Annotated in this window: 24 protein-coding genes; 10 read left to right on the forward strand and 14 right to left on the reverse strand. The window is 33.8% G+C overall.

Translation table 11 applies throughout. The features are described 5' to 3' along the window. Positions 1-44: 44 nt before the first annotated feature. Together rny and BLV84_RS04700 are read left to right on the forward strand one after the other, a co-directional pair. Positions 45-1,616 (forward strand): ribonuclease Y, encoded by a 1,572-nt coding sequence (gene rny, locus BLV84_RS04695; protein ID WP_093240546.1) that lies wholly within the window; start codon positions 45-47, stop codon positions 1,614-1,616. Positions 1,617-1,695: 79 nt separating this feature from the next. Then, the gene (locus tag BLV84_RS04700; protein ID WP_093240549.1) at positions 1,696-2,196 is read left to right on the forward strand and encodes an outer membrane beta-barrel protein; all 501 of its coding nucleotides are present in this window, start codon (positions 1,696-1,698) and stop codon (positions 2,194-2,196) included. Between the two features lie 75 nt (positions 2,197-2,271). Here BLV84_RS04700 and BLV84_RS04705 read toward each other — a convergent pair whose 3' ends face one another. Together BLV84_RS04705 and BLV84_RS04710 are read right to left on the reverse strand one after the other, a co-directional pair. Further along, positions 2,272-2,691 carry a nucleoside-diphosphate kinase gene (locus BLV84_RS04705; RefSeq protein WP_093240553.1) on the reverse strand — a complete coding sequence of 140 codons (420 nt, stop codon included), beginning with the start codon at positions 2,689-2,691 and terminating at the stop codon, positions 2,272-2,274. Positions 2,692-2,760: 69 nt separating this feature from the next. Further along, positions 2,761-3,783 carry an alkaline phosphatase D family protein gene (locus BLV84_RS04710; protein WP_093240557.1) on the reverse strand — a complete coding sequence of 341 codons (1,023 nt, stop codon included), beginning with the start codon at positions 3,781-3,783 and terminating at the stop codon, positions 2,761-2,763. Positions 3,784-3,853: 70 nt separating this feature from the next. On the opposite strand from BLV84_RS04710, the gene BLV84_RS04715 reads away from it, so the two are divergent. The 5 genes from BLV84_RS04715 to BLV84_RS04735 are packed head-to-tail and all read left to right on the forward strand — an operon-like array spanning position 3,854 to position 8,196. Next, entirely contained in the window at positions 3,854-4,861 is a 1,008-nt protein-coding gene (locus BLV84_RS04715; protein WP_093240562.1) for a DHH family phosphoesterase, read from the forward strand. Further along, positions 4,851-5,411: a gliding motility-associated peptidyl-prolyl isomerase GldI gene (gene gldI / locus BLV84_RS04720; protein WP_093240566.1), complete on the forward strand. Its 561-nt coding sequence runs from the start codon at positions 4,851-4,853 to the stop codon at positions 5,409-5,411. Before BLV84_RS04715 ends, gldI begins: the two co-directional genes overlap by 11 nt. Beyond that, positions 5,398-6,453: a peptidylprolyl isomerase gene (locus BLV84_RS04725; RefSeq protein WP_093240570.1), complete on the forward strand. Its 1,056-nt coding sequence runs from the start codon at positions 5,398-5,400 to the stop codon at positions 6,451-6,453. Before gldI ends, BLV84_RS04725 begins: the two co-directional genes overlap by 14 nt. Before the next feature lie 55 nt (positions 6,454-6,508). Further along, positions 6,509-7,609: an esterase-like activity of phytase family protein gene (locus BLV84_RS04730; protein ID WP_093240575.1), complete on the forward strand. Its 1,101-nt coding sequence runs from the start codon at positions 6,509-6,511 to the stop codon at positions 7,607-7,609. After that, positions 7,606-8,196 (forward strand): SixA phosphatase family protein, encoded by a 591-nt coding sequence (locus BLV84_RS04735; protein ID WP_093240579.1) that lies wholly within the window; start codon positions 7,606-7,608, stop codon positions 8,194-8,196. The genes BLV84_RS04730 and BLV84_RS04735 overlap by 4 nt, the downstream gene beginning before the upstream one ends. A 5-nt stretch (positions 8,197-8,201) precedes the next feature. Here the strand turns inward: BLV84_RS04735 and BLV84_RS04740 are convergent, their stop codons facing one another. Beyond that, the gene (locus tag BLV84_RS04740; protein WP_159429391.1) at positions 8,202-8,975 is read right to left on the reverse strand and encodes a DUF6503 family protein; all 774 of its coding nucleotides are present in this window, start codon (positions 8,973-8,975) and stop codon (positions 8,202-8,204) included. 122 nt (positions 8,976-9,097) lie between these two features. On the opposite strand from BLV84_RS04740, the gene smpB reads away from it, so the two are divergent. Further along, a complete protein-coding gene (gene smpB / locus BLV84_RS04745; protein WP_093240586.1) occupies positions 9,098-9,556 on the forward strand; it encodes an SsrA-binding protein SmpB in 459 nt (152 codons plus the stop codon). 45 nt (positions 9,557-9,601) lie between these two features. Here the strand turns inward: smpB and BLV84_RS04750 are convergent, their stop codons facing one another. The 4 genes from BLV84_RS04750 to BLV84_RS04765 all read right to left on the reverse strand — a co-directional run bounded on the left by BLV84_RS04750 (position 9,602) and on the right by BLV84_RS04765 (position 14,060). Next, on the reverse strand, positions 9,602-11,143 hold the full coding sequence (locus BLV84_RS04750) for an acyl-CoA carboxylase subunit beta (protein ID WP_093240589.1): 1,542 nt from the start codon (positions 11,141-11,143) through the stop codon (positions 9,602-9,604). 1 nt (position 11,144) lies between these two features. Next, on the reverse strand, positions 11,145-12,596 hold the full coding sequence (gene accC / locus BLV84_RS04755) for an acetyl-CoA carboxylase biotin carboxylase subunit (protein WP_093240591.1): 1,452 nt from the start codon (positions 12,594-12,596) through the stop codon (positions 11,145-11,147). 18 nt (positions 12,597-12,614) lie between these two features. Beyond that, positions 12,615-13,097, reverse strand: a complete 483-nt coding sequence (locus tag BLV84_RS04760; protein WP_093240597.1) for an acyl-CoA carboxylase biotin carboxyl carrier protein subunit — start codon at positions 13,095-13,097, stop codon at positions 12,615-12,617. 81 nt (positions 13,098-13,178) lie between these two features. Beyond that, positions 13,179-14,060 carry a sterol desaturase family protein gene (locus BLV84_RS04765; protein ID WP_093240600.1) on the reverse strand — a complete coding sequence of 294 codons (882 nt, stop codon included), beginning with the start codon at positions 14,058-14,060 and terminating at the stop codon, positions 13,179-13,181. A 166-nt stretch (positions 14,061-14,226) separates the two neighbouring features. Between BLV84_RS04765 and hemN the strand changes: the two genes are divergently transcribed. Then, the gene (hemN, locus tag BLV84_RS04770) at positions 14,227-15,573 is read left to right on the forward strand and encodes an oxygen-independent coproporphyrinogen III oxidase (protein ID WP_093240604.1); all 1,347 of its coding nucleotides are present in this window, start codon (positions 14,227-14,229) and stop codon (positions 15,571-15,573) included. Positions 15,574-15,605: 32 nt separating this feature from the next. Continuing rightward, positions 15,606-16,445 carry a universal stress protein gene (locus BLV84_RS04775; protein WP_093240607.1) on the forward strand — a complete coding sequence of 280 codons (840 nt, stop codon included), beginning with the start codon at positions 15,606-15,608 and terminating at the stop codon, positions 16,443-16,445. Between the two features lie 85 nt (positions 16,446-16,530). Here BLV84_RS04775 and trxA read toward each other — a convergent pair whose 3' ends face one another. The 7 genes from trxA to BLV84_RS12580 form a co-directional block, all read right to left on the reverse strand. Further along, positions 16,531-16,827, reverse strand: a complete 297-nt coding sequence (gene trxA / locus BLV84_RS04780; protein WP_093240611.1) for a thioredoxin — start codon at positions 16,825-16,827, stop codon at positions 16,531-16,533. Between the two features lie 34 nt (positions 16,828-16,861). Beyond that, complete coding sequence (locus tag BLV84_RS04785; RefSeq protein WP_093241107.1) at positions 16,862-18,130, reverse strand: acetyl-CoA hydrolase/transferase family protein; 1,269 nt, start codon at positions 18,128-18,130, stop codon at positions 16,862-16,864. A 15-nt stretch (positions 18,131-18,145) separates the two neighbouring features. Then, entirely contained in the window at positions 18,146-18,847 is a 702-nt protein-coding gene (locus BLV84_RS04790; protein WP_093240616.1) for a sulfite exporter TauE/SafE family protein, read from the reverse strand. Continuing rightward, entirely contained in the window at positions 18,847-19,293 is a 447-nt protein-coding gene (locus BLV84_RS04795) for a FixH family protein (protein ID WP_093240620.1), read from the reverse strand. The genes BLV84_RS04790 and BLV84_RS04795 overlap by 1 nt, the downstream gene beginning before the upstream one ends. 177 nt (positions 19,294-19,470) lie before the next feature. Beyond that, positions 19,471-20,895, reverse strand: coding sequence for a cytochrome c oxidase accessory protein CcoG (gene ccoG / locus BLV84_RS04800; RefSeq protein WP_093240623.1), 1,425 nt, complete (start codon positions 20,893-20,895; stop codon positions 19,471-19,473). 11 nt (positions 20,896-20,906) lie between these two features. After that, positions 20,907-21,797 carry a cbb3-type cytochrome c oxidase N-terminal domain-containing protein gene (locus BLV84_RS04805; RefSeq protein WP_093240626.1) on the reverse strand — a complete coding sequence of 297 codons (891 nt, stop codon included), beginning with the start codon at positions 21,795-21,797 and terminating at the stop codon, positions 20,907-20,909. Next, a complete protein-coding gene (locus BLV84_RS12580; RefSeq protein ID WP_093240628.1) occupies positions 21,794-21,979 on the reverse strand; it encodes a CcoQ/FixQ family Cbb3-type cytochrome c oxidase assembly chaperone in 186 nt (61 codons plus the stop codon). Before BLV84_RS12580 ends, BLV84_RS04805 begins: the two co-directional genes overlap by 4 nt. Positions 21,980-21,982 lie beyond the last annotated feature (3 nt).

Here is a 21,982-nt window from a genome sequence, read left to right on the forward strand (position 1 = left end):
AAAAACAACTAATGCAGGCTTTTTTTATTTATATAAACAAACATATGGAAACAATAACAATCATCGTCGCAGTCGCAGCAACCCTAATAGGTCTTGCCGTCGGCTATATTGTTGCTAAAAATTTAGAAAAGAAAAGCTCTGATGGTATTCTAAATTCAGCTAAAAAAGAAGCTGACAGCATTATTAAAGAGGCAAAAAAAGAAGGCGAGAGCATTAAAAAAGATAAAATTCTTCAAGCTAAAGAGAAGTTCATTGAGCTTAAAACTGAGCACGAAAAAACAATCATGTCTCGTGACAAGAAGATTGCAGATGCTGAAAAAAGAACTAAAGATAAAGAAGCACAAGTTTCTAGTGAACTTTCTAAAAACAAGAAATTAAACGGCAAGCTCGAATCAAAGGTGAAAGATTACGATCATCGCAACGAATATCTTGAAAAAAGACAAGAAGAAATTGACAAAATCTTAAACCAAAAAATTGAAAGACTTGAACAGCTAAGTGGCATGAGCGAAGAAGAAGCCAAAGAGCAGTTGATGGAAACGCTTAAAGAAAGTGCGAAATCAGAAGCAATGTCATTAATTCAAGATACTGTTGAGGAAGCGAAATTAACGGCTCAACAAGAAGCACGTAAAATTATCATCAACACCATTCAGCGTGTCGGAACTGAAGAAGCGATAGATAATTGCGTTTCAGTATTTAATCTTGAAAGCGATGATGTCAAAGGCCGAATTATCGGTCGCGAAGGTCGAAACATTCGTGCAATTGAATCCGCAACTGGTGTAGAAATCATTGTTGATGACACGCCTGAGGCAATCATCTTGTCATGCTTTGATTCTGTTAGAAGAGAAGTCGCAAGACTATCTCTACACAGACTCGTAACGGACGGCCGAATTCACCCAGCAAGAATTGAAGAAGTTGTTAAGAAAACAAAAAAACAAATCGACGAAGAAATTACCGATATTGGTAAACGCACCATTATTGACTTAGGTATTCATGGCTTGCACCCAGAACTTGTCAGAATGGTTGGACGTATGAAATATAGATCTTCTTACGGTCAAAACTTACTACAACACTCCAGAGAAGTCGCTAAGCTTTGTGGTATAATGGCTTCTGAATTAGGCTTGAATCCTAAGCTTGCAAAACGTGCAGGACTTTTACATGATATTGGAAAAGTACCAGATACTGAAACTGAATTACCACACGCTTTATTAGGAATGCAGTGGGCTGAAAAATTTAATGAAAAAGAAGAAGTTTGTAATGCAATTGGTGCTCACCATGATGAAATTGAAATGACTTCACTACTCTCGCCTATCGTTCAAGTTTGTGACGCAATTAGCGGTGCAAGACCAGGAGCAAGACGCCAAGTATTAGACTCATACGTCAAAAGATTAAAAGACCTTGAAGACATTGCTTTTGGCTTTGGTGGTGTTAAAAAGGCTTATGCAATTCAAGCAGGACGTGAGCTTCGTGTCATTGTTGAAAGCGAAAAAGTAAATGATGACAAAGCGAGTAGCTTATCATTTGAAATTTCTCAGAAAATCCAAACAGATATGACTTATCCTGGACAAGTAAAAGTTACTGTTATAAGAGAAACACGTGCCATTAATGTTGCAAAGTAAGATGTTAACAAAGTGTTAAACATAATAAAGTAATCTATACAGAAGTTATATTTGTTAACATAATCATAAATTATTTAACATGAAAAAATTATTACTTTTAGGTGCTTTCTTAATTGTCAGCACATCTTCGATATTCGCTCAAGAATTCAACATCGGTGCTAGTGCAGCCTTACCTTTAGGTGATGCTGGTGACCTTACTACATTTGGTTTGAATATTGAAGCAAACTATTTAGCAGAAGTATCAGAACAATTTGACGTTGGTGCTACGGTTGGTTATCATCATTATTTTGGAGATAGTATGGATATCCCTGGATTAGGATCTATAGATATCGATGACTTTAGTTTTATCCCAGTTGCTGCATCTGCTCGTTTTAATGCTTCAGAAGCATTTACAATTGGAGCTGATTTAGGTTACGGGATCGGTGTAAGTCCTGATGGAAATGATGGTGGTTTTTATTATGCACCAAAAGTTCAATACGGTATCTCTGAAGCAATTGATATTGTTTTAGCTTATAAAGGAGTAAGCTTAGACGGTGGTTCTTTTGATTCAATTACTTTAGGAGTAGAGTTCGGACTTTAAGAAAATATATTTTCAAAACAAAAAAGGCAAGATTTAAAATCTTGCCTTTTTTTATTGTTTTCAACTGAAGTCGATTTAGAAAGTCTCTCTTCCAGAAAAATGAAAAGCAGCTTCTATTTCTGCGTTTTCATCGCTATCACTGCCGTGTACAGCGTTTTCACCAACTGATGCAGCATATTTTTTTCTGATTGTTCCTTCAGCAGCATCCTCTGGATTAGTCGCACCAATAAGAGCTCTAAAGTCTTCAACAGCATTTTCTTTTTCTAAGATTGCAGCCACAATTGGTCCTCTTGTCATAAACTCAACAAGCTCTCCAAAAAATGGTCTTTCTTTATGAATTGCGTAAAACTCCTCAGCATCAGCTTGAGTCATCTGCGTTAATTTCATTGCAGAGATTTTAAATCCTGAAGATGTAATTTGATTTAAGATAGCACCGATGTGTCCATTTTCAACAGCATCTGGCTTTAACATTGTAAATGTTTTATGTCCTGACATAATTGTTATATTTTCTGCAAAAGTAAGTATTTAAAAGTTATTTCAAAGCTTCTCAATAAGTTTCAAAAATCATTTCATTTGTAAAACAAGTTTTTGCAGTTGCTTGTTATTTTTTGTTGATTTAATTTCCAGTAAAAGTTGATTCTTTTCAAAATCAAATTCGATCAATCCATAACTTATTTTTGGAACAACCTTCCCCACTCTATACTGATTCTCTTCACCAGAAAAGCTAGTATAAGCATGTGTTAAACCGCTAGATGTAAAATCGGTTAAAGGCACATCTAAACCGTCAATTTCTTTTTGAGAAAATTCCGAAATATGTCTATCTCCACTTAAAATAAGAGGGTTTTTTACTTGATGCTTCACCAATAAATTTTCTAATTTTTTAACCTCTGTAGGAAAATTTCCCCATGTTTCAAAACCATGTTGATGAGAAAGCACTTGAATACTCGAAACAATTAAATGATAATCTGCATTGCTTTCATTCAACTCTTCATCCAACCATTTCCATTGTTTTTCTCCTAATAAAGTCAGTTCAGCATCTTGAGAAGCCTTATAACGTTTGGATTGATTCGAAGACTTTTGTAAATCTGATCTGAAATATCGCGTATCTAAAATAATCACTTTAATCTTATGATCTTTAACTTTGAAGGTTTCACTGCTGTAAACACCTTTACGATTTCTTCTTTCTAAGTCTTTTACATCAAGAAAATCAAGAAGCAGTTGTTGACTCTCATCTTTATATTCCCAATTGACTCCACCATCATTCAGCCCATAATCATGATCATCCCATGTTCCATAAACTTTATTGTCAATTTGGTAAATAAATTTCTGATAATACGCATTCGTTTTTTGCTGATTATACATGCGCTCCATCTCAACCATGTCTTTTGTATCAGCGTAAATGTTATCACCTCCCCAAATAAAAATATCAGGATTTTCAGAACCAATGAACTCCCAATAACTTTGATCTTTGTCTTGTAAATTACAACTTCCAAAAGCAATTTTAAAGGACTCATCTTCACTTGGTTTTTGTGTGGTTTTACAAGAAAGAAATATGAGTGAAAGACTTAAAAATATAATTTTTTTCATGATAGATAATTTTTAGTAAAAATACAATAATATCATAAAGCTATGTGATGTTTTTATTACATTTGAAACTATGAAAATTTTTGAACTGAACGGCTTAAAGTCAACTCTTGAAAAGAGTAAAAACATAGTTATTGTTGCTCATAAAAATCCCGATGGTGATGCTGTTGGCTCATCTTTAGGACTTAGCCTACTTCTAAAAGAAGTCTTTAATAATAAAAATATTCAAGTCGTTTTGCCGAATAGATTTCCAGAATTTTTGGAGTGGTTACCAAAACAAGAACAAATTCTATTTTTTGATCAAAACAATAGTGAAGCAAAAAAATCGATTAATAATGCTGATCTCATTTTCACATTAGACTTTAATAGTTTTGGGAGAACTGGAGAAATGTCTCAAGAGCTGGAGCAATCAAAAGCAGATTTCGTGATGATTGATCATCACCAACAACCTGATGATTATGCTAAATTTTCTTTCAGTGACACCTCGATAGGTTCAACTTGCGAAATGATTTATTTAACGATTCAGCATTTAGGTTATGAGAAATTTCTAACCAAAGAAGTTGGTGAGTGCATCTATACTGGTATTATGACAGATACAGGATCTTTCAAATTTTCGAGTACAAGTAGTCAAACGCATCGTATTATTGCAGATTTAATTGATCTTGGTGTCGAAAATTCTAAAATCCATCAAAACACTTTTGATAATAACAGTTTAAGTCGTTTGCAACTCATGGGAATTGCCATGAACAATTTAAAAGTTATCGCCGAAAAAAATGCAGCCTATATTACTTTATCTCAAGAGGAATTAGACTTAAATGATTTTAAAAAAGGTGATACTGAAGGTTTTGTCAATTATGCGCTTTCTCTAAAAGGAATTAATTTGGCAGTTATTTTTATTGAAAATAAATCTGAAGGAATTATCAAAATTTCTCTGAGATCCATCGGTGATATTGATGTAAATACACTTGCTAGAAAGTATTTTAACGGTGGTGGTCACCAAAATGCAGCGGGAGGAAGAAGTGAACTTTCCATGTCAGAAACAATCACTAAATTTGAAAAAATCTTAACTGATGAATTTTAAAACTAAAACAATTTTGAGTTTAGTTTTTGTAGGTCTTATGTTTAGTTCTTGCAAAACATCGCCAGAGCCTCGTAAACCTGTAACAACCAAATCTGATTCTTTTATTCAACAATCGATAAAACGCAACAAAGCCATTGTTAAAAAAGAAGAAGAATTAATCAAAAAAATAATTGATGCAGATACGACAAAACAATATTTTTCATCAAAAAATGGATTTTGGTACGCATATAATGTCTCCAATTCTAAAGACAGTATCACGCCAGACATCGGTGATGAAGTTGAGTTTAACTACAGCATTTTAAGTTTAAAAAATGACACAATTTACAGCCGTGCCGAGTTAGGCGAGCGCGCCTTAATTATCGATAAAGAAAATATTTTTTCTGGTTTGCGACAAGGTCTTAAATTAATGAAAATAAATGAAACTGTAACCTTTTATTTTCCATCACACAAAGTCTATGGTTACTACGGCGATCAGCAAAAAATCGGAAGAAACGTTCCTATAAAATCAATTGTAACACTTAATAAAATCACAAAAGATGACACACCTTAAAAAAATGAAATTACTTCCATTATTGATGTTGGTTTTTGCATTCACATCATGCAATGAATATCCTGATTTAGAAGACGGATTATATGCGAAATTTGACACTAATCATGGTGAATTCTTATTAAAATTATACCATGACAAAAAACCTATTACCGTAGGTAACTTTGTCGCTTTAGCAGAAGGGAATCATCCAGATGCTGATGATGAATTTAAAGGAAAACCTTTTTATGATGGTTTGAAGTTCCATAGAATTATCGACGGATTTATGATCCAAGGAGGTGATCCACAAGGAACGGGACAAGGAAGCGCTGGCTACAAATTTAACGATGAGTTTGACTCAAGTTTAACGCATGATAAAGGCGTGATTTCTATGGCCAATTCTGGACCAAATACAAATGGAAGTCAGTTTTTTATAACAGTTGCACCAACAAAACATCTTGATGGAAGACACTCCATATTTGGAGAAATTGCTCAAGGAGAAAAAGTTGTTGATTCAATTGGAAAAGTTGAGACAACAAAACCTGGCGACAAGCCTGTTAACGATGTGGTGATGAACAAAGTTGAAATCATTCGTGTTGGAAAAGAGGCTAAAAACTTTGATGCGCCGCAAGCTTACAAAGGTGGACTTGAAGCTATTAAAAAAGAAAAAGAAGCTGAAAAAGCAGAAGTTGTGAAAACAATTGAAGAAATGAAAGCTAAAATGGAAACTGCTGAAAGTGGATTGATGTACTACATCGAAGAAAAAAATCCAGAAGGCAAACAAGCTGAAGCTAGCAAAACAGTGAGAGTTCACTACGCCGGTTATTTAACTGATGGAACTAAGTTTGACTCTTCATTTGATCGTGGACAACCAATTTCTTTTCGTTTAGGAACTGGCCAAGTCATTAAAGGTTGGGATGAAGGCGTTGAACTTCTTAAGGAAGGAGAAACAGCACATTTATTAATTCCTTCTGACTTAGCTTATGGTGGCAGACAACGAGGCCCAATTCCAGCAGATGCAACACTTTACTTTAAAGTTAAATTGGTAGAAGTTCTTGACAATTAAATTGTATTCTGACAGAATATCTTAAATTGGCTGCAAATTATTGCAGCCTTTTTTTATGACTCATTTTTACTCAAAAGCATTATTATTACTTTTCTTTATAAGCCTTGTCGGGTGTCAATCATACCGCGTTAAAGAACAAAACAACGACATCATCAGTTTTATTGATGAAACAACTGTTTTTGAATCAGAAATTGAAAAATTTCCTGATTTCGGTGGAATCTCCAGTATTGAATATTTAAGAGACGACTCTTACATTATGGTATGTGATGCGCCGTCTAATCCGCGTATTTATAAAGCTGAAATAAAGATAAATCAAGATCAGATTTCTTCTTTTGAAATTTTAGAAAAAATTGAAATTGAAATTCCAGAAGAGCATCAAGACAAAGCTTTTGACTTGGAAAGTATGAGATATGATCAAGTAAATAATGTTTATTACATAGGAAGTGAAGGGAGAATTTCCGAAGATAAAGAAGGTTTTATCATGGTTTTAGATGCTGATTTTAAAATTGAAAATATCTATAATTCACTGAATCACTTCACAATTGAAAACTCTAGAAATAATGGACTTTTTGAAGGTCTTAGCACAGATTTAAGTCATGAAGGATTTTGGTTTGTCAATGAATTACCTCTAAAAAGTGATGGCCGAGAACCTGGTTTATTTAACAGCTACTCACCTATCAGAATGAATTATTTTGATTTAGAAAAAGAAAAAATAACCAAGCAATTTGCTGTTGATTTAGGAAGGATTTCGAAAATCCCTTTTCTACCATTTAAAGTTAATGGCGTTACAGATATCCTTCAACTTAACGAAAATCAGTTTTTATTTCTAGAACGCGCTTATTCTGCTGGCCATGCGAATAAAGGAAACAACGTCAGAATTTTCATGATTGATATTTCCCAAGCAACTGATGTTCTTGACATTGAAAGTTTAAAAACATATAAAAAAGAAATTCAACTGGTTGATAAAAAACTTATATTTGATTTTAAATCAGTGAAAAATAAATTGACTGATAAGATTATCGATAACATTGAAGGTATCACATTTGGTCCAAAATTACCAAATGGTCAACAAAGTTTGCTCTTAATGTCGGACGATAATTTTAGTAGTTTTTCTGATCAAATCAATCAGGTTATTTTATTAAAACTAAACCTATGAAAAAAATATTACTCCTTTGTTTGCTCACGCTTATCAGCTTTTCATGTAAAAAAGACAAGAAAGAAAGTGCTGATGAAAAAGTAACTAAAAAAGAAGTTGCTCAATTCCCTTTTGAAGTTCCAAAAAACAGAACTAAACAAGAAACCATCTATTACATTATTAGACACGCAGAAAAGAATACTTCTGACCCTAAGGATGAAGATCCATTTTTAACAGAGCAAGGCATCAAAAGAGCTAATGATTGGGCTGATTACTTTAAGGATAAGAATATTGAACAAATTTTCAGCAGCCAATATAAGCGCACTACACAAACTGCAATCCCAACTGCTTCGCTTAAACAATTGAATATCAAAGATTATGACTCTAATGCTGAACGCATTTACACAAAATATTTTTGGCTACAAACTTATGGGAAAGTCAATTTGATTGTTGGACATTCAAACACAAACCCGAGAATTGTCAACGAAATTCTCGGATATTCAAAATATGATGATATCGATAAAAGTGTACACGATAAAGTCTTTAAAGTTGTGATTACTAAAGATCTTAAAATTCAAGATGAAATACTTTTTAGATCAGAAAAATAACAGAATTAACAATCTAGTTTTAAACGATTAACCTCAATATTTGTTTTTAAAATTTCTGAAACTTTGATAAGTTTATCTTCACTGTATAACTTAAGCAAACTTTCTAAACTTGTATCTTTTGATTCAGGTCTATAATTATCATAATCTAAAAACCTCACATCATTGATAAGTTGAGGGTTTTTAGCCGCTCTAAAACGAACTCCACCATCATTGACTTTGAATTTATATGCAAGATAATCCATTGCGAAATTATCTTTATTAAACCAATACATATAAACATCCTCATGGTCAACACCACCACCTTCTTTCTTAAATTTCACCTCAACAACATGATAAGATTGATCTCCAAATGTTTGTGATTCTTTTAATTCTTTTATCACCGCGCCATCGTTTAATCGCATTGGTAATTGCATAAAATAGAAAACAGAATTAATTGATTCTGAAAATTTAAAAGCAGTTGAGTCTGCAACTTTAATGTCATTACCAGATACTGACCGTTTAAAATCAGAATTATGAAGAACATCTAAGGTGTCATTTTTCTTTCTAGAAAATTTAAACCCATTACAAGTGGCTTCACTTTCAAGATGGAAATCTCTAAAATCAAAACTTATTTTTGAATTTTTATAAGCATCAGTCCCGCTAAATTCAATCGCTTTATCGACGATAGTTTGCGCTGTTAATTCTTTAGATTTGGAAGGTTTCTCTTCTTTTTTTTCAGATTGACAAGATGCTAATACAAGAATTAAAAAAATTAAGACAGCAGAAAATTGTTTCATCATCATTTCGTATTTTGAGATTAACCCAAATAAAATCATATTTAAACAAAGTCAAAGGGTTTAAATAAAAATTTAAGAAATATTTCAAGATATAATCCTATTTTTGAGATCGGTTAAAAAGAGATATGGCAAAAAATAAAATTAATATACAGAATAAGAAAGCAAGATTTAACTATGAGATTTTAGATAAATTCACGTCAGGAATTGTGCTTGCTGGAACAGAAATAAAATCTATTCGAGAAGGTAAAGCGACAATCGCTGAAAGCTTTTGCGAGTTTAATGATAAAGGAGAACTTTTCATTATTAATATGGATATTCAACAATATTCGCATGCTTCACATTTTAACCATCAACCTAAAAGCTCAAGGAAACTCTTATTAAATAAGCGGGAACTTAAGAAGCTTCACAAACAAGTGACCAATACAGGATTGACAATAGTGCCTTTAAGACTTTTTATCAACGATAGAGGGTTTGCGAAGCTACAAATCGCACTTTGTAAGGGTAAAAAACTTTACGACAAAAGAGAATCGATTAAAGAACGTGACACTAAACGAAGACTGGATCGCATCAAAAAAGCATATTAAAAAAAGCCCTTGAAAAAGGGCTTTTTAGATTTTTAGTCTTAGAATTTATAGCGGGATATTTCCATGCTTGCGGTTTGGCCTCAGCACTTCCTTATTTTCTAACATCGCAAAAGCCTTAATTAATTTACGACGTGTTGATTTTGGCATAATCACTTCATCAACAAAACCACGTTGAGCAGCTTTGTAAGGATTGGCAAAAGCATCAGCATATTCTTTTTCTTTTTCAGAAAGCTTAATTTCGGGATCTTCAGCAGCTTGTATTTCTTTTCTAAAGATAATTTCACTCGCACCTTTTGCACCCATCACAGCAATTTCAGAAGTTGGCCAAGCATAGTTTAAGTCTGCGCCAATATGTTTTGAGTTCATCACATCATAAGCGCCACCGTATGCTTTACGCGTAATTACAGAAATACGCGGCACAGTCGCTTCACTTAATGCGTAAAGTAACTTAGCTCCGTTTAAAATAATTCCGTTCCACTCTTGATCTGTTCCTGGCAAAAATCCAGGAACATCAACTAAAACGAGTAAAGGAATATTAAAAGCATCGCAAAATCTGACAAAACGTGCTGCTTTTTTAGAAGCATCAACATCAAGTACACCAGCCAAACTCATCGGTTGATTCGCAACAACACCAACTGAACGACCACCTATTCTTGAAAAACCAACAATGATATTGTCAGCATAATCTTTATGAATTTCAAAGAAAGAATCTTCATCGATAATTCCGTTGATCACCTCATGCATGTCATAAGGTTTATTAGGATTTTCAGGAACGATATCCTCTAAAGTTTCTCTGACTTCATCTTGAATACGATACTCTAATTTTTCAGGTTTTTCCTGGTTGTTTTGAGGCATATAACTCAATAAAGTCTTGATGTTTTCTAAACATTCAACATCATTAAGCGCAGTTAAATGTGTCACACCAGATTTGGTTGAATGCGCACTTGCACCACCCAATTCTTCGGCTGTTACCTCCTCATTCGTTACCGTTTTAACGACATTTGGTCCAGTCACAAACATATAACTTGTGTTCTCGACCATAATTGTAAAGTCTGTCATGGCTGGAGAATAAACAGCTCCACCAGCACAAGGCCCCATAATTGCTGAAATTTGAGGCACAACACCTGAAGCTTGAACATTTCTGTAAAATATATCAGCATATCCCCCAAGTGACCTAACGCCTTCCTGGATACGCGCACCACCAGAATCGTTTAAACCGATAATTGGAGCACCAACTTTAACCGCATGATCCATGACTTTACAGATTTTCTCAGCATGAGTTTCAGACAAAGCGCCACCAAAAACTGTGAAATCTTGCGCGTAAACATAAACTAAACGCCCATCAACAGTTCCGAAACCAGTGACAACACCATCTCCATAATAAACTTGATCCTGCATGTTAAAATCGGTCGTTCGGTGTGTCACAAACATACCGATTTCTTCAAAAGAACCTTCATCTAAGAAATATTCAACACGCTCTCGCGCTGTCAATTTTTTCTTCTCGTGCTGCTTGTCAATTCTTTTTTGACCACCACCGAGTTTAGCTTGTTCTATTTTATGATTTAATTCATCTATTTTCTGACTCATGTTATTCTGCTTTAGTTTCAGGAATTCGTAATTGATTTTGATCTTTCAGATAAGCTCTTAACGCAATCATTGCTGCTAATTTTGCTTCATCTTTTTGTTCTTCTTCAAGAATTTCTGGTGTGTAATGGTGTTTAACAAAATGTGTATCAAAGTGACCAGATCTAAAGGCTTCATGCTGACACACGAATTTACCAAATGGCAATGTTGTCGCAACACCTTCAACTTCGTAAGCGTCGATAGCCGAAATCATTTTCTGGATTGCAGCCTCACGATTATCATCATAAGTGACTAATTTTGAAATCATTGGATCATAATAAATCGGGACTTCCATGCCTTCTTCAAATCCATCATCAACACGAATACCTTCACCTTTTGGGGCTTTATATTTTTCTAATAAACCAACACTTGGCATAAAATCATCAGTTGGATCTTCAGCATAAACACGTAATTCTATAGCATGTCCTTTGATTTTCAAATCCTCTTGTTTGATGTTTAATTTTTCACCACGTGCGACTTTTATTTGTTGTTCAACTAAATCAATACCTGTTATTAATTCAGTGACTGGATGCTCAACTTGCAAACGCGTATTCATTTCTAAAAAGTAAAAATTCATTTGCTCGTCCATCAAAAATTCTACTGTTCCAGCGCCAACATAGTCGCAAGATTTAGCGACATCAACAGCAGCTTTTCCCATTTTTTCTCTTAACTCTGGCGTCAAAATAGCTGAAGGTGCTTCTTCAACAACTTTCTGATGACGACGCTGTACAGAGCATTCTCTTTCAAAAAGATGAATGACATGTCCATGCGTATCTGCTAAAACTTGAATTTCGATGTGTCGCGGAGAACCAACATATTTTTCTATAAAAACAGCACCATTTCCAAAAGCAGATTCTGCTTCACTAATAGCGCGTTTCATTTGGTTTTCGAGATCTTTTTCAGACTCAACAACTCGCATTCCTTTACCACCACCACCAGCAGAAGCTTTAATTAAAATAGGATAACCAATATTATCAGCAATTTCTTTTGCTTTATTAACATCGGTAATAGCTTCATCAATACCTGGCACCATTGGGATGCCATAGGATTTTACAGTTTCTTTTGCAGAAAGTTTATCTCCCATAACTTTGATAGCATGAGATTTTGGTCCGATAAAAATCAAACCACTATTTTCTACTTTTTCAGCAAAATCAGCATTTTCACTTAAAAAACCATAACCAGGATGAATGGCATCAACATTTAGTTTTTTTGCTTCATCAATAATTTTATCACCTAATAGATATGATTCATTTGAAGCAGCTTTACCTAAACAAATTGCTTCATCAGCGTATTTAACGTGAGGTGAACTTCTGTCAACTTCAGAGTAAACAGCAACACTTTTGATGCCCATTTTTCTGATTGACTTCATGATTCTCAATGCAATTTCACCTCGATTTGCAACTAATATTTTTTTCATTTTGTGCCTTCTTTTGGGTTATTCCATCTCAATTAAGAGTTGGTTTTTTGTCACTGTCTCTGATTTATTAATACTGATTGACTTAATTACTGCATTACGAGGAGCAGTAATCGCATTTTCCATTTTCATGGCCTCTAAAACTAAAAGCTGGTCGCCCTCAGAAACTTCATCACCCTCAGAGACATTGATATCTAAAATCAATCCTGGCATTGGTGCTTTAATGTCATTAACAACTTGTGAAGCTGCAAGTGACAAGCCCATTTCTTTAATCAACAAATCGAGATCATTTTTAATACTGACCACGTAAGTGTTAGCGTTGATTTTAATATTGTATTTTTTGTTTAAAAAATCAGATTTAAGAATTTCGGATTGAACTGATTTGTTATTTTGTAAAATATGTAGTTTGTTTTTTGATTCTTGGACGTCAAGAGATTGAATTTCAGCTTCAGAAAATTCAAAATCATGAGCATCGTTTACTTTAGCTCTCAGATTTTGTCCCATAAATATGTCATATTAATTTGTCGTAAATATAATAATATATGAATAATTCAGGACTAAATCGATGACTCTGTCATTTGAAACTTAGATTTTTTCTCTTTTAAATGGTTCTTTAGTTTGAGCCAAAAAATCTTGAGGGTAATTTTCGACACCATCAAACCCAAGTTCTATGTCTTTACCGTCTTTAGGAATATAGGCTGTTTTAAATAAATAATCCCATAAACTAAGTGTCAAGCCGAAGTTCATTCCATAAGGGTGTTTTTTAGGAAGTGCTTTAGCATGATGCCAAATATGCATTTTAGGATTGTTAAAAATGTAACCTAAAAACCCATAATCCCAAGATAAATTTGCGTGGTTAAGGTGACCTACAAATAAAGCAAACATATGGACAACAATAAATTGTTCAATCCCGAAACCAATCATCGCTAAAGGAATATACTGGGCGCTTTTATAAAAAATTGTTTCCATGAAATGAAAGCGAAACTGTGCAGCAAAACCCATTTCTTGAACGCTATGGTGTACTTTATGAAATTTCCACAACCAAGGTTGTTTGTGCAATTGAATATGTACGTTCCACTGAATAAAATCAGAAATAATAAACATGATGAGCAACTGTAGCCAAGCAGGAAAAGATTGAACTTCAACTGCTACAATATTTTGTACACCAAATAGTCCCAAAAAATCATTGAACAACTCGACGCCTACATTTGAGATTGCATTGTAGCCTATGAGTGAAAAAATAAAAAAATTGAAAAAAATGTAAAAAGTATCCAGCCAAAAACCTTTTCTAAAAACTTTCTGTCCACGACGCCAAGGTAAAATAATTTCGAGTGACAACACTAGAAGCGAGAGTGCTAAAAGCCAATAGAAGTAATTACCCCAACTTGGGTTGGTGATTTCAGAAACCAAATAATTGTAGTAACCTGAAAATGAATCTGAAATGATTATTAAATACTTTTCTAGCATATTGCAAAAATAAGCTTCTCATAAAAAATGAAGCTTATATAAGTCTGAAAAAAATGATAAACATTAAAAATCAATTATTTATAAATAAAACCGAACAGGAAGATATTTGACAATTATCATTGCGATAGTGATAAATTCTAAATATTTTTGAGATAAATACAATTTTATGGAAAGTCTGATTTCTAAATATAATGTCCCAGGCCCAAGATACACGAGTTATCCAACGGTTCCTTATTGGGAAAACGATTTATTTACAACACAAGCTTGGATTGAAAGCTTAAAAGAACAAGACAGCAATGCTTTAAGTTTATACATTCATCTTCCGTTTTGCGAAAGTTTATGCACATTCTGTGCCTGCAACAAACGTATTACAAAGCGTCATGAGGTTGAAGATCCATATTTAAAAGCTGTTTTGAAAGAATGGAAAATGTATTTAGAAGTTCTTAATGAAAAGCCACATATTAAAGAGATTCATTTAGGTGGAGGAACACCTACATTTTTCTCACCTGAAAATTTAGAATATCTTTTAAAATCTATACTTGACACTGCTATTGTTACTGATGATATTGAATTTAGTTTTGAAGGTCACCCTAACAATACAACTGAAGATCACTTGTCAACTCTAAATAATCTTGGTTTTACAAGAGTCAGTTATGGTATTCAAGATTACAACCCAAAAGTTCAGATTGCTATTCACAGAATTCAAAGCTTTGAAAATGTCAAAAAGGCAACTGAAAATGCCAGAAAATTAGGTTACAAATCAGTAGGTCACGATATTATTTTTGGTTTGCCTCTACAAACACTTGACGATGTCATTAACACCATCAATCACACTAAAAAATTGATGCCAGATCGTATTGCTTTTTACAGTTACGCACACGTGCCATGGACAAAGGGAAATGGACAACGCGGATTTAGTGAAGACGATTTACCTACGCCAGAAGAAAAAAGAAAACAATACGAAACTGGCAAAAAAATGCTAGAAGAAATCGGATATATGGAAATTGGTATGGATCACTTTGCATTACCTGACGATGACTTGAGCATAGCTTACAAAGAAGGTTATTTACATCGAAATTTTATGGGTTACACCATTACCAATACAAAAACAATGATTGGACTTGGTGTTTCAGCAATAAGTGACAGCTGGACAGCTTTTGCTCAAAATGAGAAAAAACTTGAAGATTATTATGCTAGATTAGAAGAAAATGTGCTGCCTGTGGCTAAAGGACATCTTTTAAATGAAGAAGACTTAATTATTCGTCAACAAGTTCTTAATTTAATGTGTAACTTTGAAACATCTTGGTCAAAAAAAGATGAAGAAATGATTAATTTTGATCAAATCATAGAAGGATTAAAAGAATTTAAGAATGATGGTTTGTTAGAATATACTGATCACTCTGTGAAAGTTCACGATAAAGGTCGCGTTTTTATCCGTAATATTTGCATGGCTTTTGACCTCAGGTTAAAACGTGCAAAGCCGCAAACCAAACTTTTCTCAATGACAATCTAAAACAATTAATATAAACTAAAAACCCAAAGAAAATGAAAAATATACTCGTACCAGTCGATTTTTCTCAACCCTCAGAAAATGCTCTTAAAGTTGCTGCAAAATTAGCAAAGAAAAATAATGCTAAGATTCTATCTCTTCACGTTGTTGAACTTGCTGAATCTCTTTTTGGTAGTGGACAATTTAACGTGGATAACGAAGAAATTGTTTTCTTCATGAAATTAGCAAAGAAAAAATTTGAAGAATTTTTAGATAAAGACTTTTTAAAAGGTGTTGACATCGCTCACGACATTGAAGTTGGTTCAACGACATTTGCTATAAATGATATTGTTGAAAAACAAAATATTGATCTTATTGTGATGGGTTCTCAAGGTGTTAGCGGCTTAGAAGAAGTTATGATAGGTTCAAACACTGAAAAAGTTGTCAGACACTCTGAAGTTCCTGTTCTAGTTGTAAAAAATGATATCAAAGATTTTGACTTTAAAAAAGTCTTATTTGCAACTAACTTTGACCTTAAAAATGTAAAAGCTTACAACAAAGCAAAAGAATTTGCAGATAGCTTTGATGCTCAGATGAAACTTGTTTATATCAATATGCCTGGTAATCAGTTTTACAGTTCAGATGAAATCAGAGACCACATGCGTAAATTTTTAAATGAAGTTGAAATTCCTTTAAACAATAAAAACGTAAAGATCTATAATGATTATTCGATTCAAGAAGGAGTTCTTAATGCTTCACGCTATGAAAAATTTGATTTGATTGCAATACCAACACATGGACGTAAAGGTTTAGCTCACTTCTTTAATGGCAGCATTGGTGAAGATGTTGTTAATCACTCTGATTTACCAGTGATGACATTCAAAATTCAAAATTAAAAAAACTATCAGATTTTGACAAAAATTATAAAAGGTCTCGTTTATTAAACGAGACCTTTTTTTGTATCAATCTAAAATAGATAAACTAAAACGATTGAATGATTTTGATGAGATCGTCTTTTTGAGGAACGCCACTTTGACGCCACTTTTGCTCTCCTTCTTTATAAATGATTAAGGTTGGTACACCTTTCACTTGAAACTTCTGAGCTAAACTTTGGTTTTTATCAACATCTATTTTAATAATCTTAACATCATCCCCTAGCTGCTCTTTCACTTCTTTTAAAATTGGCGATAAAGCTTTACATGGCCCACACCAATCCGCATAAAAATCGACAAGAACAGGAACTTCACTCTGTATTATAGCATTAAATTTCTGACTCATATTATTGATCTATTAAAGTGAATTTTAATTAAAATTAATTTCCAAATCTTTCAAACATCGCTTTGTTTAAATCTTCTTGATGATCTGGATGCGCAATTGAAATCATTGCTTTTGCACGTTGTTTTAAACTTTTACCGTATAGATTAACAACACCGTATTCTGTTGCAACGTAGTGTACGTGAGCTCTTGTTGTCGTTACGCCAGCACCTTGATGCAAGTGAGGGACTATTTTAGTCAAACCTTTTGTTGTTGCAGCAGGCATGGCGATAATTGGCTTCCCTCCTTCTGAAAGTGATGCACCACGAATGAAATCCATTTGGCCTCCAACACCAGAAAACTGACGTGTACCAATAGTATCAGCACATATTTGCCCTGTTAAATCGATTTCAATAGCAGAATTAATCGCTGTTACTTTTGGGTTTTTTCTAATTAAAGCTGTGTCATTTGTATAAGAAGCTTCCTTAAAATGAACATAAGGATTTTCATCCACGTAATCGTAAAGCTTCTGAGATCCCATTGCAAAACAGGTTACAATTCTTCCTTGTTTCACACGTTTATGTTCACCAGTGATTATTCCTTTTTCAACTAATGGTAAAATTCCATCTGAAAACATTTCCGTATGAATACCCAAAGCTTTATGGTTATTTAAATTTGCCAATACAGCATTTGGTATAGCACCTATTCCCATTTGAAGTGTTGCGCCATCTTCAACAAGTTCAGCAACATGTGCTCCAATTTTAGTTTCAATTTCACTTGGAGATGCTAACTCGTGGACAAATAAAGATGTATCAACCTCAACTGCAGCAGTTATTTTGCTGACATGAATAATTCCGTCACCGTGTGATCTCGGAACATTTGGATTCACTTGAGCGACAACTTTTTTTGCTTTTTCAATAGCTGAAAGTGTAATGTCAACAGAAGTTCCTAATGAACAATATCCATGTTTATCAGGAGGTGAAACTTGAATAAAAGCAACATCAAGTGGTAAAATATCACGTTTAAAAAGTAAACTGATTTCACTCAAAAAAATCGGGATATAATCACCATGTTGAGAGTTGACTGCATGTCTAACGTTTCCTCCTACAAAAAAACTATTGAGGTTAAAAGCACTCGAGTAAGGCTCTTGAGTATATTTCGCATTTCCGTCGGTATGCATCTGCACAATTTCGACATTATTGAGTTCTTGGTATCTTTCTGATAAGGCATCGATCAACATCAAAGGCGTCATTGCTGCACCCTGGAAGAATACGCGATCACCACTATTGACAATCGAGACAGCCTTTTCTTTACTTATATATTTCATCATATTTTATTTTTTTTAATAACATTCCATATTAGATTCAACCTTTTGCTCAACAGGTTTTGGCGAAACATAAGGAATTCCTAGTCCCATTCCTCTTAAAATAAAAAGAATTCCAATTAGACCGACAGCATAAGGAATTACTTTTTTTAAATTCAACTTGAGTACATTCTGTGTAAAAGATTTCAAATAAATCACAAAAGTCATCATCGGTAAAGTTCCTAAACCAAATAATGCCATATATAAAGCACCATTGACAATATCACCGGTTGCCACTGAGCCAAAAACTGCCATATAAACTAGCCCGCATGGTAAAAACCCATTGAGAAAACCGATTGAGAAAAAGGTATCTAAACTTTTCTTTTTAAAGCTAGCGCCAAGTTGTGCTTTAATTTTGGTAATCGCACGATAAAAAGGTTGTGATACTTTAAATCTGCTTAAAAATTTTTGAGGAATCAACACAGATAAAAGCATGATTGCCCCAATGGCAATCGATAAATGTTGTTGAAAACCGAAGCTTGCTATACTTTCTCCTAACAGGCCGAAAAGTAAGCCAATAATCATATACGTTAAAATACGACCACTATTATAAAGTAATATTTGTAGGAATTTTAGGCTTTGATTGGTTCTGCTAACAGGCAGCATTAATGCGATTGGCCCGCACATACCAACACAATGTAAACTTCCTAAAAACCCTAGTATGAAAGCGGACCAAAGCATTAAAACAAGAATTTTTCAGCAACCATATAATCTTGACCTTCGTATTGAAACTTCAAAGTAGCATCCCATCTTCCTTCTTCTAAAAGATCATTTGGTAATGTAAATTGTAAGCTTGAGAGATCTAAGTCAATCGTAAAATCTTGCTCTTTATCAATTGGGCGATACATAAATAATTCGCCAGATATTTTTTTATGATCAAAATTATCTGGAAAAGTTACTTTGAGTCCCAGATTTGTTTTTTCAATTGTCACGCGTTCATCAAGAGCGAGTGCATTTTTCTTTTGGTCAATATCATTCTGAAGCGTCAAATCTTTTTCATAATAAGATTCGACAACAAGGTCATTATTATACTTATCATCTGTCATCATCGTGATAACGAAATACATAATAAAGCTGATAAAAAGTACAAAAGCAATAACGATGGATTGACCCCAATTTAATTTCATAATTATACATTTGAAGTGTTACAAATTTCTAGTAAAATAGTCTTTTTTTCTATGATAGTTGTCATGTAGTTGACAGATATTCTAAAAGAAACAGCCTCAAAACTAAAGCTTATTAGTAAACAATAAAATAGCTTTGATAGTTTTGAGGCTGTCTCTGAATTTTGAAGTAATTGAATATTATTTAAATAAACGAGGTCCCATAAAATTGGCTTTCGCTTTATCAATAAGTTCGCCGTCGCTGTAAACACCGATTTCAACATCATTGAGTTCGCTGTCTATTAAATTAGAAGGAATTTCAATAAAAAGCGTTCCTTCAGATAAGCCTTGTTTAGGTACGGAGAAGTTTGCTCCTTTTACAAGTTTTAACTGTCCATCTTCATGTGATAACAACTTAAACTCAACTTTATCAATATCATGAGTTGTTTTGTTAATCAGTTTATACGTGTAAACATTACTAATATTTCCGTTTTTCTGCGTTTCATAAGTCTGTCCAGGTAATCGTAAAAGCTTCGCTTCAACACTTGTTCTAATAAATAGCATCCCGATAAGAATACCAACTAACACAGTTAAAACAACTGAATAAGCTTTCATTCTTGTATTGAAAACAAAAGGCTTTTTCTCTTCGATATTCTCTTCACTTGCAAAACGAATTAATCCTCTTGGGTAGTCAACTCTGTCCATAATTTCATCACAAGCATCTATACAAGCAGTACAATTGACGCACTCGAGTTGTGTTCCATTTCGGATATCAATGCCTGTTGGACAAACGTGAACACATTGATTACAATCAATACAATCGCCGTGGCCTAAAGCTTCACGATCTTCGTTTTTTCTAAACTTTTTACGACCATTTTCAGCTTCTCCGCGCTTGTGGTCATAAGCAACAACAATTGTTTTCTTGTCAAGCAATACACCTTGCAAACGTCCATATGGACAAGCAATAATACAGACTTGCTCTCTGAACCATGCAAACACAAAATAAAAAACTGCCGTAAAAATAAGTAAAGGAATAAATGTTCCTAGATTTTCTAAAGGTCCTTCTTGAACGTATTTAAATAACTCATCACTTGAAATTAAATAAGCTAAAAATACATTAGCGATTAAAAAAGAAATGAAAGCGAAGATTGTCCATTTTGTCCCTTTTTTGATAATCTTTTCTTTCTTCCATGGCATTCTGCTAAGTCGCATTTGCTTTCCTCTATCGCCTTCAATTACATATTCGATACGTCTAAAAACCATTTCCATAAAAATGGTTTGTGGACATATCCAACCACAAAAAACACGACCAAAAGCAACTGTGAAGAAGGCAATAAAAATAATGCCTATAATCATAGAAATTACAAAAAGATAAAAATCTTGAGGCCAAAAAGGAAATCCAAAAATATTGAACTTTCTTTCTAAAATATTAAATAGTAAAAATTGGTTTCCATTAATCTTGATAAATGGAGATACAAACAAAAAGGTAAGCAAAAAGTAGCTTACCCATTTTCTGTAATCATACAAGGCACCCGATGGTTTCTTAGGATAGACCCATTCTCTTTTTCCATCTTCGGTTAAGGTGCCTATCGTATCTCTAAACTCTTCATTATTATCGGTACTCATTGTTCTTTATTTTAATTATCATCTGGAGTCCAAATGATGTCTCCTTCTGCCTCTTTAGGCTCGGCAGGAGTTGTTCCGTAAAGGCTAATTACATAACTAGCAGTTTTTTGCATTTCTGATGGTGATAAATCATTTTTCCAGGCAACCATCCCTTTTCCTGATCGCCCACCTTCACTAATTGTTTTATATACATTTTGAATGCCTCCACCTAAAATCCAGTGATCATCAGTTAGATTTGGACCAATACCTCCACCACCATCAGCTTTATGACAAGCAACACAGTTAGCATTATAAATAGTTTTCCCTTCGTTTAAATCACTTTCTTCAGCGAGAAGTGTGACTGTCTCAAAGTTAATGAGGTCTTTAGCTGTTCGCTTGTATTCTTCAATTGCAGCTTCAGCCTCAGCAACTTCCATCAAGTACTCTTCTTCTTGTGTGTAGTCATTATAGACATGAAATCTTACCATATAAACTGCAGCAAAAACAATACTTGCATAAAAACTGTATAGCCACCATGGCGGGAGCTTATTATCAAGCTCTGTAATTCCATCATACACGTGATCTAGCTCAATTTCACCTTCTTGCTCAATAGATTTAGATCTCGTCATTTTACTTAAAATAGACTGAATCTTTTGTTCAAATTTGGTGCTTTTGTGTGCTTCTAATTCGTGGTAGCGCGCCTTCTTTTCTTCAGACAAAGATTTGTATAAAGTTGAGTGAAGTGCTGCCACAGAGGCTTCAATAGCGACTGCAAAAAGTAAAACAATACCCAAGAATAACCAAGTTTTCGGATATTCAACAACAGCCCAATGCCCGGGATCTGTTTCTAGTAAGAATTCAACACCTAGAAAGGCAATTCCTACCAAAACGATAATTCTTAAAATAGATGCTGTGTTTCTCATGATTCGTCTTCGTTTTTAAGGTCTAATGGCAACTCACTTAGCGCCTTTATGTTTTTCTTATTATATGTCATTACCCACCAAAATAATCCTACAAAAAATGTAAAAAAGATGAGCAGAGCAATGATGGGATAGAGTTCTATCCCATTTATTGTTTCTAGATTTTCTTTAATAAATTTCAACATAGT

This window comes from Psychroflexus halocasei (genome assembly GCF_900107595.1).
GTDB classification, from domain to species: Bacteria; Bacteroidota; Bacteroidia; order Flavobacteriales; family Flavobacteriaceae; genus Psychroflexus; species Psychroflexus halocasei.

What these genes read in the sequence shown, in the direction of transcription:
- rny (WP_093240546.1), top strand. Translation starts at nt 45, where the DNA reads ATGGAAACAATAACAATCATCGTCGCAGTCGCAGCAACCCTAATAGGT.
- BLV84_RS04700 (WP_093240549.1), top strand. Translation starts at nt 1,696, where the DNA reads ATGAAAAAATTATTACTTTTAGGTGCTTTCTTAATTGTCAGCACATCT.
- BLV84_RS04705 (WP_093240553.1), bottom strand. Translation starts at nt 2,691, where the DNA reads ATGTCAGGACATAAAACATTTACAATGTTAAAGCCAGATGCTGTTGAA.
- BLV84_RS04710 (WP_093240557.1), bottom strand. Translation starts at nt 3,783, where the DNA reads ATGAAAAAAATTATATTTTTAAGTCTTTCACTCATATTTCTTTCTTGT.
- BLV84_RS04715 (WP_093240562.1), top strand. Translation starts at nt 3,854, where the DNA reads ATGAAAATTTTTGAACTGAACGGCTTAAAGTCAACTCTTGAAAAGAGT.
- gldI (WP_093240566.1), top strand. Translation starts at nt 4,851, where the DNA reads ATGAATTTTAAAACTAAAACAATTTTGAGTTTAGTTTTTGTAGGTCTT.
- BLV84_RS04725 (WP_093240570.1), top strand. Translation starts at nt 5,398, where the DNA reads ATGACACACCTTAAAAAAATGAAATTACTTCCATTATTGATGTTGGTT.
- BLV84_RS04730 (WP_093240575.1), top strand. Translation starts at nt 6,509, where the DNA reads ATGACTCATTTTTACTCAAAAGCATTATTATTACTTTTCTTTATAAGC.
- BLV84_RS04735 (WP_093240579.1), top strand. Translation starts at nt 7,606, where the DNA reads ATGAAAAAAATATTACTCCTTTGTTTGCTCACGCTTATCAGCTTTTCA.
- BLV84_RS04740 (WP_159429391.1), bottom strand. Translation starts at nt 8,975, where the DNA reads ATGATGAAACAATTTTCTGCTGTCTTAATTTTTTTAATTCTTGTATTA.
- smpB (WP_093240586.1), top strand. Translation starts at nt 9,098, where the DNA reads ATGGCAAAAAATAAAATTAATATACAGAATAAGAAAGCAAGATTTAAC.
- BLV84_RS04750 (WP_093240589.1), bottom strand. Translation starts at nt 11,143, where the DNA reads ATGAGTCAGAAAATAGATGAATTAAATCATAAAATAGAACAAGCTAAA.
- accC (WP_093240591.1), bottom strand. Translation starts at nt 12,596, where the DNA reads ATGAAAAAAATATTAGTTGCAAATCGAGGTGAAATTGCATTGAGAATC.
- BLV84_RS04760 (WP_093240597.1), bottom strand. Translation starts at nt 13,097, where the DNA reads ATGGGACAAAATCTGAGAGCTAAAGTAAACGATGCTCATGATTTTGAA.
- BLV84_RS04765 (WP_093240600.1), bottom strand. Translation starts at nt 14,060, where the DNA reads ATGCTAGAAAAGTATTTAATAATCATTTCAGATTCATTTTCAGGTTAC.
- hemN (WP_093240604.1), top strand. Translation starts at nt 14,227, where the DNA reads ATGGAAAGTCTGATTTCTAAATATAATGTCCCAGGCCCAAGATACACG.
- BLV84_RS04775 (WP_093240607.1), top strand. Translation starts at nt 15,606, where the DNA reads ATGAAAAATATACTCGTACCAGTCGATTTTTCTCAACCCTCAGAAAAT.
- trxA (WP_093240611.1), bottom strand. Translation starts at nt 16,827, where the DNA reads ATGAGTCAGAAATTTAATGCTATAATACAGAGTGAAGTTCCTGTTCTT.
- BLV84_RS04785 (WP_093241107.1), bottom strand. Translation starts at nt 18,130, where the DNA reads ATGAAATATATAAGTAAAGAAAAGGCTGTCTCGATTGTCAATAGTGGT.
- BLV84_RS04790 (WP_093240616.1), bottom strand. Translation starts at nt 18,847, where the DNA reads ATGCTTTGGTCCGCTTTCATACTAGGGTTTTTAGGAAGTTTACATTGT.
- BLV84_RS04795 (WP_093240620.1), bottom strand. Translation starts at nt 19,293, where the DNA reads ATGAAATTAAATTGGGGTCAATCCATCGTTATTGCTTTTGTACTTTTT.
- ccoG (WP_093240623.1), bottom strand. Translation starts at nt 20,895, where the DNA reads ATGAGTACCGATAATAATGAAGAGTTTAGAGATACGATAGGCACCTTA.
- BLV84_RS04805 (WP_093240626.1), bottom strand. Translation starts at nt 21,797, where the DNA reads ATGAGAAACACAGCATCTATTTTAAGAATTATCGTTTTGGTAGGAATT.
- BLV84_RS12580 (WP_093240628.1), bottom strand. Translation starts at nt 21,979, where the DNA reads ATGTTGAAATTTATTAAAGAAAATCTAGAAACAATAAATGGGATAGAA.